The sequence below is a fragment of the uncultured Bradyrhizobium sp. genome, assembly GCF_936928535.1.
Classification (GTDB): domain Bacteria; phylum Pseudomonadota; class Alphaproteobacteria; order Rhizobiales; family Xanthobacteraceae; genus Bradyrhizobium.
On record NZ_CAKZHY010000054.1, the window covers coordinates 26,723 to 40,287 of the forward strand.

The 13,565-nt window shown below is 63.4% G+C and carries 14 protein-coding genes; 10 read left to right on the plus strand and 4 right to left on the minus strand.

The window, feature by feature from the left end; genetic code table 11:
- Nucleotides 1-41: 41 nt before the first annotated feature.
- Nucleotides 42-572, minus strand: a complete 531-nt coding sequence (locus Q0687_RS06980; protein ID WP_298873803.1) for a Crp/Fnr family transcriptional regulator — start codon at nucleotides 570-572, stop codon at nucleotides 42-44.
- Nucleotides 573-632: 60 nt separating this feature from the next.
- Here Q0687_RS06980 and Q0687_RS06985 point away from each other — a divergent pair, with 60 nt between their 5' ends.
- Together Q0687_RS06985 and Q0687_RS06990 are read left to right on the plus strand one after the other, a co-directional pair.
- Complete coding sequence (locus tag Q0687_RS06985; RefSeq protein ID WP_298873805.1) at nucleotides 633-1,235, plus strand: hypothetical protein; 603 nt, start codon at nucleotides 633-635, stop codon at nucleotides 1,233-1,235.
- Between the two features lie 37 nt (nucleotides 1,236-1,272).
- Complete coding sequence (locus Q0687_RS06990) at nucleotides 1,273-1,617, plus strand: hypothetical protein (RefSeq protein ID WP_298873807.1); 345 nt, start codon at nucleotides 1,273-1,275, stop codon at nucleotides 1,615-1,617.
- A gap of 57 nt (nucleotides 1,618-1,674) precedes the next feature.
- Here Q0687_RS06990 and Q0687_RS06995 read toward each other — a convergent pair whose 3' ends face one another.
- Together Q0687_RS06995 and iolG are read right to left on the minus strand one after the other, a co-directional pair.
- Nucleotides 1,675-2,457 carry an inositol monophosphatase family protein gene (locus Q0687_RS06995; RefSeq protein ID WP_298873809.1) on the minus strand — a complete coding sequence of 261 codons (783 nt, stop codon included), beginning with the start codon at nucleotides 2,455-2,457 and terminating at the stop codon, nucleotides 1,675-1,677.
- 2 nt (nucleotides 2,458-2,459) lie between these two features.
- Nucleotides 2,460-3,452 carry an inositol 2-dehydrogenase gene (gene iolG, locus Q0687_RS07000; protein ID WP_298873813.1) on the minus strand — a complete coding sequence of 331 codons (993 nt, stop codon included), beginning with the start codon at nucleotides 3,450-3,452 and terminating at the stop codon, nucleotides 2,460-2,462.
- A gap of 164 nt (nucleotides 3,453-3,616) precedes the next feature.
- On the opposite strand from iolG, the gene iolD reads away from it, so the two are divergent.
- Both iolD and iolE read left to right on the plus strand, forming a co-directional pair.
- Nucleotides 3,617-5,458, plus strand: coding sequence for a 3D-(3,5/4)-trihydroxycyclohexane-1,2-dione acylhydrolase (decyclizing) (iolD, locus tag Q0687_RS07005; protein WP_298873815.1), 1,842 nt, complete (start codon nucleotides 3,617-3,619; stop codon nucleotides 5,456-5,458).
- Nucleotides 5,459-5,474: 16 nt separating this feature from the next.
- Nucleotides 5,475-6,374 (plus strand): myo-inosose-2 dehydratase, encoded by a 900-nt coding sequence (iolE, locus tag Q0687_RS07010; RefSeq protein WP_298873816.1) that lies wholly within the window; start codon nucleotides 5,475-5,477, stop codon nucleotides 6,372-6,374.
- A gap of 265 nt (nucleotides 6,375-6,639) precedes the next feature.
- Here iolE and Q0687_RS07015 read toward each other — a convergent pair whose 3' ends face one another.
- On the minus strand, nucleotides 6,640-7,398 hold the full coding sequence (locus Q0687_RS07015) for an SDR family NAD(P)-dependent oxidoreductase (protein WP_298873818.1): 759 nt from the start codon (nucleotides 7,396-7,398) through the stop codon (nucleotides 6,640-6,642).
- 160 nt (nucleotides 7,399-7,558) lie between these two features.
- On the opposite strand from Q0687_RS07015, the gene Q0687_RS07020 reads away from it, so the two are divergent.
- From Q0687_RS07020 to Q0687_RS07045, 6 genes are read left to right on the plus strand one after another with little or no spacing between them, the layout of a single operon-like run.
- Nucleotides 7,559-8,824: an extracellular solute-binding protein gene (locus tag Q0687_RS07020; RefSeq protein WP_298873820.1), complete on the plus strand. Its 1,266-nt coding sequence runs from the start codon at nucleotides 7,559-7,561 to the stop codon at nucleotides 8,822-8,824.
- Between the two features lie 2 nt (nucleotides 8,825-8,826).
- Nucleotides 8,827-9,765, plus strand: a complete 939-nt coding sequence (locus Q0687_RS07025) for a sugar ABC transporter permease (protein WP_298873823.1) — start codon at nucleotides 8,827-8,829, stop codon at nucleotides 9,763-9,765.
- On the plus strand, nucleotides 9,758-10,606 hold the full coding sequence (locus Q0687_RS07030) for a carbohydrate ABC transporter permease (protein WP_298873825.1): 849 nt from the start codon (nucleotides 9,758-9,760) through the stop codon (nucleotides 10,604-10,606). The genes Q0687_RS07025 and Q0687_RS07030 overlap by 8 nt, the downstream gene beginning before the upstream one ends.
- A 22-nt stretch (nucleotides 10,607-10,628) precedes the next feature.
- Nucleotides 10,629-11,726, plus strand: coding sequence for a Gfo/Idh/MocA family oxidoreductase (locus Q0687_RS07035; RefSeq protein ID WP_298873828.1), 1,098 nt, complete (start codon nucleotides 10,629-10,631; stop codon nucleotides 11,724-11,726).
- 10 nt (nucleotides 11,727-11,736) lie between these two features.
- Nucleotides 11,737-12,381 carry a ThuA domain-containing protein gene (locus Q0687_RS07040; RefSeq protein WP_298873830.1) on the plus strand — a complete coding sequence of 215 codons (645 nt, stop codon included), beginning with the start codon at nucleotides 11,737-11,739 and terminating at the stop codon, nucleotides 12,379-12,381.
- Nucleotides 12,378-13,427 (plus strand): LacI family DNA-binding transcriptional regulator, encoded by a 1,050-nt coding sequence (locus Q0687_RS07045; protein ID WP_298873832.1) that lies wholly within the window; start codon nucleotides 12,378-12,380, stop codon nucleotides 13,425-13,427. Before Q0687_RS07040 ends, Q0687_RS07045 begins: the two co-directional genes overlap by 4 nt.
- Nucleotides 13,428-13,565: the final 138 nt, after the last annotated feature.

A 13,565-nucleotide genomic window follows, 5' to 3' on the forward strand; every position in this document is an offset into this window, starting at 1 on the left:
ATGCGGCATCGATGGGCCACAACCAGACTCTTAACAGCCCGTTAAGCTCGTCGGCGACCAAATTCGCGATAAAGCGCCTCGGGGCTGACAGCCAACTCGGCGGCTAGGTTGACCCACTCTCCTTTTGGCGGCAGTTCCCCGTTCCATTCGATCCATGCCTCGAGGCGGGCCGCGACTGTTTTCATGGACAGGACTTCTACTTGGAAACGCGAGTGCTGCAGTTCGTGAGAAAGGGTTTTCATGAATATCAGTCCAACGCTCGGGTCCGCTGAGATACGCCTAAGCAGTTCGGGCTTCGCGACGCTCCAAACAGCGGTAGGGAGCATGGCCACCGCATGACAGTGGTACGTGGTCGCGAAAAGCGATGCCTCAGCAACGATCTGACCAGCGCGCGCTCGCTGAATGACCAAAGAGGTTCCAGATGCTTGGTGCCGAACGAGATGGATTGCTCCCCTGGTCACAAAGTAGACGCGGCGAACCGTGTCGCCGCGATGGAAAAGGGCCTCACCGGGCTCAAGGTCATCCTCACGTCGGGAGAGGTCACGGAATGTGAGGTAAAGTTCGTCGGACATGATAGCGATCATGTCCCAAGTTGATCTCCTGTGGCAAGACAAACTCTAAAGGAGACCGTCATGCGCAAATTCCTTCTCCCACTAATGCTGCTTATTCCAATCAGCGCCAATGGCCAATCTGGCGGGCAACACCCGCAGCACGGGTCAATGCCAATGGATCATCAGCACCACATGACGATGCAGCGAAGCGGCCATCCGTCTCAGCACGAGATGGCCCAAGAACCGACGCAGCCGGGACAAGATGCGTTTGCTGCCATTCAGGAGATTGTACAGATACTGGAAGCGGACCCGCGCACGGATTGGTCCAAAGTGAATATTGATGCTCTACACGAGCATCTGGTCGACATGAGCTATGTCACGTTGGCCGCGCAAGTTAAGACCGAACCTCTCGAAGGGGGTATCCGATACATCGTTACAGGAGCGGGCCCCGTTGTTGGCTCAGTTCAGCGAATGATCACGGCCCATGCTGCCACGATGAACGGATACACAGGATGGCAATTCAAATCCACCAACGTTGAGGGAGGCGCGGTACTCGAAGTCCGAGTCCCGGAGAGTGATGCCGCTAAGCTCAAGGCTCTCGGTTTCATCGGGGTTATGACCCGGGGGATGCATCACCAAGAGCATCACTTGATGATTGCAAGAGGCGAGCATCCCCACGGTTAGTTTGCTCTGGACGATACGGAGGACCGCTCCGGGTCACTTGCGGACTTCGTCAGAGCAAGCGCTCAAGGTCGCCTCTGGGCCGGAGCAGACATCACCAAATAGGAAGCGAGCAACGCGACTGCCGCGTCCGTTAGCGCGTGAAGTAGAGCAGTACAAAAAAACCGGCGATCAAAATCAGGTCGATGCTGTACAGAAACTTGTCAACGATTGCATAGGATTTTGGGAAGCGTCGCTTGGCAATTCGCCCGAGGCAAAACGCCGTCCCGGCGAGAACAATGAAGACGCATGCGCCGGTCAAGAGCGCCCACATGATCCGAAAGATACAGGCAAGGTTGTTGAAGGGAAGTTCGCAACGCGGCAAAAGCCGGAAGCTTCAGTTTGAGAAACGATTTCCGGTTTGCACCCCAAAGCAAATGCAAGGAGTGTATGAGTACAAGGCCTAGCTGATCCCGGTGATGTCGCGGAGCTGCGATGCCAGCGCCGGCGTGCAACACAGGATCGGGTTGCCATGGCTGATGCCGTCTCCGGCGAAGAAGTCGCTCACCCAGCCGCCGGCCTCGCCGACGATCACGATGCCGGCGGCAACGTCCCAGGCGTTGATGTGCAGCTCGGCGTAGCCCTCGGTGCGCCCGTTCGCGACATTGCAGAGGCCCAGAGTGCCGGAGCCCGCGCGCTTGATCGAGCAGCCGGCGGCATAGCCGCGGCTCATCATGTCGAGATAGCGCTGCGCCGGCATTCGGGGCGACCAGCCCAGTTCGATGCAGGCGCGCCTGATGTCATCGGCGCCGGAGACAGCGATTGTCTGTCCGTTCAATGTCGCGCCCTGGCCGCGCTGCGCCACATAGAGCTCGTCCAGCGCCGGTGCGGCGACGATGCCGATCGTCGGCTCACGGTTGAGCAGGAAGCCGATGGAGACGCACCAGTTGCGATCGCCATGGGCGAAGTTCGCGGTGCCGTCGATCGGATCGATGATCCAGACCGCATCGCTGGCTTCGCCGCCGCCTTCCTCGCCGATGATAGTATCGCCGGGAAAGAGCTGTGCCAGCCGCGCGCGCAAAAAATCCTCGACCGCGCCGTCGGCGACGGTGAGCCAGTCCTGCGTTCCCTTCATGCTAACGCCGAGGCTTTCCTTGCGGCCGAAATAGTCGAGCGCCATGCGGCCGGCCTCGGCGACGAGGCCCTGGACTGCGTAGCGGCGCAGCAGGAGTTCGGCCGGCGTCATGCTCAGGCGGCCTTGATAGCGACGGGGCGGCCGCTGCGGGCCGACTCGGTCGCTGCATCGGCGAGCATCTGGGCGCGCAGCCCGTCGAGACCGGTCGGGGAGGGCGCGGCCTTGCCGGTGCAGGCATCCATGAAGGCCGCGAGCTCGGCGCGATAGGCGGCGGCATAGCGTTCGAGGAAGAAGTTCTGCACCGGATCGGCGCGAAAACCTTGGCCGGTCGCGATCTCGACGGTGGTCTCGTGGATGTTGCCGGCCCTCAGCATGCCCTTCGAGCCATGCACCTCGATGCGCTGGTCGTAGCCGTAAGTGGCGCGACGCGAATTCGAGATCTGCGCGATGCGCCCGCTCGCCGTCTTCATGACCACGGCGGCGGTGTCGACGTCCCCGGCTTCGCCGATGGCCTTGTCCACCAGCGCCGAGCCGAGCGCGAACACCTCGACCGGCTCCTCCGCCAGCAGGAAACGCGCCATGTCGAAATCATGGATCATCATGTCGCGGAACAGCCCGCCCGAGCGCTTCACATAATCGACCGGCGGCGGTCCGGGATCGCGCGAGATGACGCTGACGATCTCGATCTCGCCGGCCTCGCCGCTGCGCAGCCGCTTCTCGAGCGCAGCGAAGTTCGGATCGAAGCGGCGGTTGAAGCCGATCATCAGAGGCTTGCCCGACTTCTCGACCGTGGCGAGGCAGCGGCGGATGCGATCCGAGTCGAGATCGACCGGCTTCTCGCAGAACACCGCCTTGCCGGCCGAGCTAGCTGCTTCGATCAGGTCGGCATGGGTGTCGGTCGGCGTGCAGATCAGGATGGCGTCGATGCCGGAATCGCCGATGATCGCATCCGCATCGGCCACCTTCGCGCCGGTCGCCTGCGCCAGCGAGGACGCGGCCTCGTTCGAGGCGTCGGCCACCGCGACGAGCCGCGCATCGCCGCGCGCCGCGACATTGAGGCCGTGAATGCGCCCGATCCTGCCGGCGCCAAGAAGTCCAAACCGCATTGTCATCATCACTGCTTGACTATTCGAATAACCATTCCATTCTCTGCGCCGCCCAGTCAAGTTCGGAGCGCGCACTTCGCGATGTCATCAACCGTCTCACACCATCGTATCAGATCGAGCGACGACACATTCGCGACACAGTTGCGGTTGGCTGGGGGCGCGTGATGGCAACGATCAGGCTCACCATGGCGCAGGCGCTCGTCGCCGCGATGGCCGCGCAAAGGACAGTGATCGACGGGCACGCGCAGCCGCTGTTCGCCGGTGTCTGGGCGATCTTCGGCCATGGCAATGTCGCTGGGCTCGGCGAGGCGCTGTATGCCGCGCGCGACCGTCTGCCGACCTTGCGCGCGCATAATGAACAGGCGATGGCCCATGCCGCGATCGCCTTCGCGAAAGCCTCGCGCCGCCGGCGCATGATGGCGGTGACGAGCTCGATCGGCCCGGGTGCAACCAATATGGTGACGGCCGCAGCGGTCGCTCACGTCAATCGCCTGCCGGTGTTGCTGCTGCCCGGCGATGTCTTCGCCGGACGCCGCCCCGATCCGGTGCTGCAGCAGATCGAGGATTTCGGCGACGGCACGGTCTCCGCCAATGATTGCTTTCGGCCGGTCTCGCGCTATTTCGACCGCATCACCAGGCCCGAGCAGATCATGCCCGCTTTCGAGCGGGCGATGCAGGTTCTGACTGACGGGGCCGAATGCGGACCCGTGACGCTCGCGCTCTGCCAGGATGTGCAGACGGAAGCCTACGATTATCCCGACTGGTTCTTCGCGGAGCGGCTCTGGCAACCGCGCCGCCCGCGTGCCGACGAGACGCAGCTGGCGCAGGCCGCAGCGCTGCTCAAGGCCGCGAAACGTCCGCTCGTCGTCGCCGGCGGCGGCGTGCTCTATAGCGAGGCGGAAGCTGATCTTGCCGCCTTCTGCATGGCGCACGGCATCCCTGCAGCGGAAACGCAGGCCGGCAAGAGCGCGCTGCCTCACGATCTCCAGCTCAATCTCGGTGCTATCGGCGTCACCGGCACGGGTGCTGCCAACGATGCGGCGCGGCAGGCCGATGTCGTGCTGGCGATCGGTACCCGATTGCAGGATTTCACCACAGGCTCACGCTCGCTGTTCGCCGATCCCGCCTGCCGGATCATCGGCCTCAATACGCAGAGCTTCGATGCCGGCAAGCACCGTGCGCAGCCGCTCGTCGCCGATGCCAAGGTCGGACTGGTGGAGCTCGGCGCCGCGCTTCAGGGCTGGACGGCACCCTCTGCCTGGACCGGGCAGGCGAGGAGCGGCCGCACGGCGTGGCTGGAAACGGCCGCGCGCTACACAGCTGCCGGCAACGAAACCCTGCCGAGCGATGCAGAGGTCATCGGCGCCGTGCAACGCCGCAGCCAGCCAAGCGACGTCGTGCTCTGCGCAGCCGGCGGCTTGCCTGGCGAGTTGCACAAGCTCTGGCAGTCGGGCGCGCCCGGCGGCTACCACATGGAATACGGCTATTCCTGCATGGGCTACGAGATCGCCGGCGGCCTCGGCGTCAAGCTCGCCGATCCCAAGCGCGACGTCATCGTGATGGTCGGCGACGGGTCGTACCTGATGATGAATTCCGAGATCGCGACGTCAGTGATGCTTGGTGCAAAACTCATCATCGTTGTGCTCGACAACAAAGGCTTCGGCTGCATCAACCGGCTGCAGAATGCGACCGGTGGCGCGCCTTTCAACAACTTGTTGCGCGACAGCAGGCACGAGACGCTGCCTGAGATCGACTTCGCGGCCCACGCCGCCGCGATGGGAGCGATGGCGCGCAAGGTCGCTGGCATCACCGAACTGGAAGCGGCGCTCGACGAGGCGCGAGGTCACGACCGGACCAGCGTCGTCGTGATCGACACCGACCCGCTGCGCTCGACCGATGCCGGCGGCCATTGGTGGGAGGTGGCGGTGCCTGAAGTCTCCGAGCGCACCGAGGTCGAAGCTGCAAGGCGCGGCTATGTCGAGGCGCTCGCGCGTCGCAATGATTGATTGAATCGAGGACGACATGCCTATCCGTATCGGCGCCAACCCCATCGGCTGGTCGAACGACGATCTCCAGGAGATTGGCGGCGACACACCGCTTCAGACGTGCTTGGCCGAAGCGCGCGAGGCCGGCTTCGAGGGTATGGAGCTCGGCCACAAATTTCCACGGGAGCCGCAAGCGCTGAAGGCTGCGCTCGCGCCGTTCGGAATGGCCTGCATCTCCGGCTGGTATTCGGCGGAGCTCTTGAAGCGCGATGCCGATGCGGAGATGCGGCATCTGCGGCCGCATCTCGATCTGTTGAAGGCGATGGGATCATCAGTGCTGGTTTTCGCCGAGACCTCGAATGCGATCCATGGCGATCGCAGCAAGCCGCTGTCGCAGCGGCCGGTCATGAAATCAGGCGACTGGGCCGAGTTCGGCCGCCGTATCACTGAAGTTGCCGAGCGCACGCTCGCCGAGGGTGTCAGGCTGGTCTACCATCATCACATCGGCACCGTCGTGGAAAGCGCTGACGACATCGATGCCTTCATGGCGGCGACGGGCGAAGCCGCTCATCTGCTGCTCGACACCGGCCACGCCACCTGGGGCGGTGCCGATCCGGCTGCGCTTGCGCGAAAATATCGCGCCCGCATCAGCCATGTCCACGCCAAGGACGTGCGCCGCGCGGTGATGGAGCAAGCGCGACGCGAGGATTGGAGCTTCCTCGATGCGGTGTTGGGGCAGGGCAGCGAGCTCGGTGTCTACACCGTGCCCGGCGACGGCATGGTCGATTACCCCGCCGTCTTCCGAGAGCTCAATGGCTATTCCGGCTGGGTCGTGGTCGAGGCGGAGCAGGATCCAAAGAAAGCGCACCCGCTGACCTATGCAAAAAAGGGCGTTGCCCATCTGAAGCAGAGCCTGAAGGCGGCCGGGCTTAGCTGATCGTAGATCTCGCCTGCATCCGATCAGAAAAAAGCCGCCGGGTTTTCACCCTGGCGGCGTCGAAAAGTCCGTAGCTGTTGATTGCCTTCCCAGCCTCGTGCGTACCGCCGTTACCTTGTTTGCGGCCATGCCCGGCTCTTCTAGGCAATTGAACCTGATTCTGCTGTGACCCAAAGCACACAGAGCTAAAGGCCTGGAGGAGCACACGCTGATCGACAGGCTGCGCGAACTGACTGGTGTCACGCTGCCACGCTCCTAGCGCGTCTCAGACCCAGCCGCCGTCGACGATGTAGTGCTGGGCGGTGCAGGCGGAGGCCTCGTCGGAGGCGAGGAAGAGGGTGAACTTCGCGACCTCGTCCGGCACGAGCCGGCGCTTCAGGCACTGACGCTGCTGCAGTTCGGCCTCACCGGCCGGCGTCATCCATTTCTCGAGCTGGCGCTCGGTCATGATCCATCCCGGCGCGATCGCGTTCACGCGGATGTTGTAGGGACCGTAGTCGCGTGCCAGCGAGCGCGTCAGGCCGATCACGCCTGATTTGCTGGCGGTGTAGGCGGCCATGCCGCCTTGCCCGGCGATCCACGACACCGAGCCGAAATTGATGATGGCACCGGCCTTGGCCGCCTTCATGTCAGGCAACACGGCCTGCGAGGCAAAGAACTGGTGCTTCAGGTTCACCGCGATGCGGTCGTCCCAATATTCGGGCGTCATCTCCTCGGTCGCGTGCCGCTCGTCATGGGCGGCGTTGTTGACCAGGATGTTGATCGCGCCGTGCGCCTTGCGCGCCTGCTCGACGCCAGCCCGCAGGGCCGGGATGTCGGTCAGGTCCACGCGCTGGAAATGCGCGGCAAGTCCTCGATCCGACAGCTCGCGCGCCAGACGCTGGCCCTCGTCGACCTTGATGTCGAAGAACACGACCTTGGACTTCTGCTCGGCGAAGCGCCGCACGATCGCAGCGCCAATTCCCGCTGCACCTCCGGTGACGAGCACGACCTTGCCGGCGAGGTCGGAATAGATGGCGGCCATGGGAACCTTCCAGTTTGTTGCGGGCGGCGAGGCCGCCCCGATTCTTTCGCAGGAACTTAGCCTTTTCGCTCGTGAGGTACATATGTCAGAATTTTAGTTGCGTACCTCAAAAACTGAAGGCAGGATTGCGCCCAAAGAATAAGAGCGTTGGGAGGTTGTGATGAGATTGCTCGGGAAGCTGGGACTAGCCGTTGCCGCGTGCCTGCTTGGCGCCAATGTCGCGGCCGCCGACACCGTCGTGAAATGGCTCCACATCGAGGTCAATCCGGCCCAGGTGAAGGTCTGGGAGGAGGTCGCACGCAGCTATGAGGCCTCGCATCCCGGCGTGAAGGTTGAGATGCAGTTCCTCGAAAACGAGGCCTACAAGGCCAAGCTGCCGACCATCCTGCAATCCAAGGATCGGCCGAACATCATCTACAGCTGGGCCGGCGGCGTGTTGAAGACGCAGATCGAAGCCGGCGTGCTGGAAGACATCACCGATTCCGTGAAAAGCGGCGGCTATGGCGACACGATCGCACCGGCGGCGCTCGCCGCCTTCAGCCAGAACGGCCACGTCTTTGGACTTCCGATCTCGCTGTCGCAGGTCGGTTTCCTCTACAACAAGGATTTGATGGCCAAGGGCAATGTCGATCCAAGCAAGATCAAGACATGGGACGATCTGCTCGGCGCGGTGAAAACGCTGAAGGCTGCGGGCGTTACGCCGATCGTGGTTGGCGGCGCCGATAAATGGCCGTTGCATTTCTACTGGACGCATCTCGCCGTGCGCATCGGCGGCAAGCCGGCCTTCGATGCTGCGCTGAAGGGTGAAAACGGCGGCTTTGCCGGCGAAACTTTCCAGAAATCCGGCGAGTTGTTCAAGCAGCTCGTTGATCTGCAGCCGTTCCAGAACGGCTTCCTCGGCTTCAAGAACCCGCAGGCCGTCGGCTATTTCGGCGACGGAAAGGCCGCGATGATCCTGGCCATCTCGTCCTTCTATCACACCCAGCGCGCGCTCGCCGCCGACAAGGTCGGTCTCAGCGACGACAAGCTTGGCTGGTTCGATTTTCCTGTCGTCCCCGGCGGCAAGGGCGAGCCGTCAGATACGCTCGGCGGCATCACCGGCTGGCTGGTCACGAAAGACTCGCCGAAGGAGGCGGTCGACTTCCTGAAGTACTTCATCTCCAAGGACGTGCAGGCGCGGCTTGCCGCCGGCAACTTCGTCATTCCCGTCGTCAAAGGCGGCGAGGCCGGCCTCAACACCGCCTTCATGAAGCAGATCGCGGCCAATCTGGCGAAGTCCAACTATCATCAGAACTTCTATGACCAGAGCCTCGGCCCGTCGGTCGGCCGCGTCGTCAACGACGTCAGCGCGGAGATCGCCGGCGGCAGCATGAGCCCGCAGGACGCCGCGAAAGCGATCGAAGCGGCGTACAAGCAGGGTAACTGACGGTGGCGCGTCGGATCGCGATCGCCGCGCCGGTCAACGTTGCCGGCGAGGCGGTTCCGCGGGCGCTGCGTGGCCCAGGCTGGGACGGCCGCTTCACCGTCCTGATCCTGTTCCTGCCGCCGGCGCTGCTGCTGTTCACGCTGTTCGTGGTGCTGCCGATCGGCGAGGCGGCGTGGTACTCCGGCTTCAACTGGAACGGTTTCGGCAGGCCGACCCACTGGATCGGCTTCGACAATTATCGTTTCGTGCTCGAAACGCGCGCGTTCTGGCTCGCGCTTCGCAACAACGGGCTGATCATCGCGGTCTCGCTCGCGGTCCAGCTGCCGCTTGCCCTGACATTGGCCCTGATGCTGGCCGAGAAGTTTCGTGGCGCTGTGGCGTTGCGCATGCTGTTCTTCATGCCCTATATCCTGGCGGAGATCGCGACCGGGTTGATCTTCTCCTTCATCTATGACGGTGACTATGGCCTTGTTGCTTCGATCTGGCGGTTTTTCGGCGCCGAGCCGCCGTATCTGCTGGCCTCGACCGACACGGCGATGCTGGCGGTTCTGATCGTGATCGTGTGGAAGTATTTTGGCTTCCATATGATGCTGTTCATCGCGGCGCTGCAGAGCCTGGACAAGAGCCTGGTCGAGGCGGCACGGATCGACGGCGCGACCCGTTCGCAAATCTTGCGCCATGTCGTGATTCCCTTGCTCTATCCGACCATCCGCCTCTCGGTGTTCTTCGCCATCGTCGGCTCGCTGCAGCTGTTCGATCTCGTCATGCCGCTGACACGCGGGGGACCGGCGGATTCCTCGAACACGATGGTGAGCTTTCTCTACAACAACGGCATCTCGCGGATGCGGGTCGGCTATGGCAGCGCCATCGGCGTCATCCTGTTCGCGATCTGCGTGACCTTTGCCTTCACCTACAAGCGTTGGTTCATGCGCGATGAATAGTGCCGAGACGTCCCGTGCGCCGTTCGACCCCGCCGTGCTGTTCAAGGCGGCGTTCCTCGGCATCGTCGCGATCTTCGTGCTGGTGCCGCTGCTTGCGACCTTGCTCGGCGGCTTCAAATCGCTCGGCGAATTGCGCGTCAATCCATTCGGCCTGCCCAGTCATTGGGAGTGGCAGAACTATGCGGATATCCTGTTCTCGGGGCGCTACTGGCAGCTATTGCGCAACTCGCTGATCATCTCCACCCTCACGGTGACGTTGACCCTGATTGTCGCCTCGATGGCTGCGTTCACTTTCGCTCACGTCAGGTTCTTCGGCTCGTCGATGCTGCTGAGCTATTTGACGCTCGGCCTGCTGTTTCCGGCGGCGACCGCCGTGCTGCCGCTGTTCATCAAGGTGCGCGATCTCGGCCTGCTCGATACCTATTTCGGCGTTGCGCTGCCTCAAGTGGCCTTTAGCCTCGCCATGAGCGTGCTGCTGCTGCGCCGCTTCTTCAAGGACATTCCCTATGAACTGCTGGAGGCCGCGCTGGTCGACGGCTGCAGCTACATCAAGTTCTTTCGCTATGTGACGCTGCCGTTGTCGCGGCCGATCCTGGCGACCGTCGGCACCATCACCTTCGTCAATAGCTGGAACGCCTATCTGTTGCCGCTGGTGATGCTCAACACCGATGCGCTCTATCCCTGGCCGCTCGGCATCATGGTTTATCAGGGCGAGTATTCGTCCGAATGGCACCTGATCCTCGCCTTCATCACACTGACGATCCTGCCCACGATCATCCTGTTCCTGCTGGCGCAGAAGCACATCGTTGCCGGCCTCACCGCGGGCGCGGTGAAGGGATAGCTAAGACTTCACGGAGACAAAAATGAGAAAAGTCGGCGTCGGAATCATCGGTTGCGGTGTCATCAGCACCGCTTACCTCAAGGCAGCGCAGCGCTTTCCGGTCATGGAGGTGAGGGCGCTTGCCGACATGCGCAGCGATATTGCGGAGCGCCAGGGCGCCGCCTTCGGGCTGCCGGCGATGCGGGTCGACCAGCTGCTCAAGCGCGATGATGTCGAAATCGTCATCAATCTCACCGTCCCGCTCGCCCACACCGACGTCAGCCTTGCGGTGCTGAATGCCGGCAAGCACGTCCATTCCGAGAAGCCGCTCGGCATCAATGTCGCCGAAGCCCGCAAGGTGATGGATCTCGCCGCGCAGAAGAATCTTCGGGTCGGCTGCGCGCCCGACACGTTCCTCGGCGGCGGGCACCAGACCGCGCGCAAGCTGATCGACGACGGCGCGATCGGCACGCCCGTGGCGGGCAGCGCCTTCTTCGGGTGCCCCGGCCACGAGCGCTGGCATCCGGCGCCTGGCTTCTACTATTTGCGGGGTGGCGGGCCGATGCTGGACATGGGGCCGTACTACATCACCGATCTTGTGCAGCTGCTGGGCCCGGTCGCCAGCGTGATGGGCTCGACCGCGCGCCCGAAATCCGAGCGTCTGGTCACCAGTCAGCCGATGAACGGCACCTTGATCCCGGTCGAGGTGTCGACCCACGTCGCGGGAACGCTCGAATTCGAGAGCGGAGCGGTCGTCTCGATCACGATGAGCTTCGATGTGCCGAAGCACCGTCATGCACCGATCGAAATCTATGGCGACAAGGGCAGCATGCTGGTGCCCGACCCGAACCGCTTCGGCGGCGAAGTGCAGGTCGCCAAGACGGGTGGCGAATTCGAGACGGTGCCGTTGACACACGGTCATGTCGAAGGCGAGTTCCGCTCGATCGGCGTCGCCGACATGGCTTCCGCGATCCTGAACAACCGGCCGCACCGCGCCAGCGGGGCGCTGGCCTTCCACGTGCTCGAGGTAATGGAGGCATTCCAGACCTCGGCCGACGAGGGGCGTCGCGTCAAGATCGAGAACCGCGTCGAGCGGCCGGCGATGCTGCCGGCTGGAAATGAAACCGGACAGATCGACTGAGGGAATGACCATGCGCAAGGCATTAATTGTATGGGGCGGCTGGCCGGGACACGATCCCGATCTCTGTGCCTCGATGATCCGCGGCTGGCTGAAGGCGGAAGGCTTTGATGTGCGGATCGAGACGACGACCGAGGCGTTCGGCGATCCCAAGATCCACGATCTGTCGCTGATCATCCCGATCTACACGATGTCGAAGATCGAGAAGGCGGATGCGCTGAATCTCTGCGCCGCGGTGCGCAGCGGCGTCGGGCTCGCCGGTCATCATGGCGGCATGTGCGATGCGTTCCGCGATTCTGTGGACTACCAGTTCATGTGCGGCGGGCAATGGGTTGCACATCCCGGCAACATCATCGATTACAAGGTCGATGTGACGAAGCCTGATGACCCCATCATGAAGGGTCTGAAGAGCTTCGAGCATCGTTCGGAGCAGTATTACATGCATATCGACCCCGCCATCGAGGTGCTGGCGACGACGACATTTACCGGCGACCACGCGCCCTGGATCGATGGCGTGGTGATGCCCGTGGTCTGGAAGAAGCAATATGGCGCGGGCAGGGTGTTCTACTCCTCGCTCGGTCATCGCGCCTACGAGCTCGACGTGCCGGAGATCCGGACGCTGATGACCCGCGGCATGCTGTGGGCGGCACGCGAATGACAGAGGGCGCGATCCAGCCCATGGTTCGCGCCACGCTCGAGGACGTCGCGCGCGCCGCGGGGGTTTCGCTCGCCACCGTCGATCGCGTCGTCAACCGGCGCGAGGGCGTGCGCGCCAAGACGGTCGCGCGCGTCGAGGCCGCGGTGGCAAAACTCGGCTATCGTGCCGACGTCGCTGCCGCGCGTCTTGCCCGCGGACAGTCGTTTCGTTTCGCCTTCGTGCTGCCGACCGGCAGCAACAGCTTCATGACCAATCTGTCCGAGCAGGTTCAGCGCACCGCCGACTGGCTTGCCGGTCAGCGCGGCTTCATCGATGTCCTCCACGTCGACGTGTTCGATCCGGAAGTCCTCGCCGGCGCGCTGGAAGACCTGTCGCCGGTCTATCAGGGCGTCGCCGTGGTCGCGCTCGACCATCCCAAGGTCCGCGACGCGATCGACGAGCTGACCGCGCGCGGGGTCGCCGTGGTGACCCTGGTGTCGGACGCGCCCAGCTCGCGCCGTCTGCACTATGTCGGCATCGACAATCCGGCCGCGGGCAGAACCGCGGCAACGCTGATGGGGCGCTTTCTCGCGGCCCGCGAGGGCAAGGTTGCCGTCATCGCGGGATCGCTGTCGCTGCGCGACCATACCGAGCGGCAGTTCGGCTTCCATCAGATCTTGTCCAGCGAGTATCCGAACCTCACGATGCTGCCAGTGATGGAGGGCCGCGACGACAGCGAGCGCACGCGGGAGCTGACCACCACGCTGCTCAAGCGCCATACGGACCTGCGCGGCATCTATTGCTGCGGCGCCGGCAATCGCGGCATTGCCGAGGTGCTCGAGGCCTCCGGCCGCGCGCGCGACGTAGTCTGGATCACCCACGAGCTGACCCAGCATACGCGGCGCTTCCTGGTGCGCGGCACGCTCGATGCCATCATCAACCAGGACCCAGGTCACGAGGCGCGCTCCGCCGCACGGGTGCTGCTGGCGCATTGCATGGAAGAGCCGATCAGCCCCGATCAGGAGCGCATCCGGATCGATATTTTCCTGCGCGACAATCTTCCGTAGCCCCCCGGTCCATACCTTGAAGACCGCTCGGCGGCCATTCGGAGCGGCACCGGCGCAAGGCGCCGAGAGTTCTATCTTCCCAAGTAGTTAGAGGACGATACGGGCACGCTTTTGGGCAGCCGCCGGGCGTGCCCTCGT

Bases quoted from the DNA above. Each gene is read 5' to 3' on its own strand.
- Q0687_RS06980 (WP_298873803.1), bottom strand. From the start codon at position 572: ATGTCCGACGAACTTTACCTCACATTCCGTGACCTCTCCCGACGTGAG.
- iolD (WP_298873815.1), top strand. From the start codon at position 3,617: ATGGCAACGATCAGGCTCACCATGGCGCAGGCGCTCGTCGCCGCGATG.
- Q0687_RS07045 (WP_298873832.1), top strand. From the start codon at position 12,378: ATGACAGAGGGCGCGATCCAGCCCATGGTTCGCGCCACGCTCGAGGAC.
- Q0687_RS07035 (WP_298873828.1), top strand. From the start codon at position 10,629: ATGAGAAAAGTCGGCGTCGGAATCATCGGTTGCGGTGTCATCAGCACC.
- Q0687_RS07030 (WP_298873825.1), top strand. From the start codon at position 9,758: ATGAATAGTGCCGAGACGTCCCGTGCGCCGTTCGACCCCGCCGTGCTG.
- Q0687_RS07020 (WP_298873820.1), top strand. From the start codon at position 7,559: ATGAGATTGCTCGGGAAGCTGGGACTAGCCGTTGCCGCGTGCCTGCTT.
- Q0687_RS07040 (WP_298873830.1), top strand. From the start codon at position 11,737: ATGCGCAAGGCATTAATTGTATGGGGCGGCTGGCCGGGACACGATCCC.
- Q0687_RS06995 (WP_298873809.1), bottom strand. From the start codon at position 2,457: ATGACGCCGGCCGAACTCCTGCTGCGCCGCTACGCAGTCCAGGGCCTC.
- iolE (WP_298873816.1), top strand. From the start codon at position 5,475: ATGCCTATCCGTATCGGCGCCAACCCCATCGGCTGGTCGAACGACGAT.
- Q0687_RS07015 (WP_298873818.1), bottom strand. From the start codon at position 7,398: ATGGCCGCCATCTATTCCGACCTCGCCGGCAAGGTCGTGCTCGTCACC.
- iolG (WP_298873813.1), bottom strand. From the start codon at position 3,452: ATGCGGTTTGGACTTCTTGGCGCCGGCAGGATCGGGCGCATTCACGGC.
- Q0687_RS06985 (WP_298873805.1), top strand. From the start codon at position 633: ATGCGCAAATTCCTTCTCCCACTAATGCTGCTTATTCCAATCAGCGCC.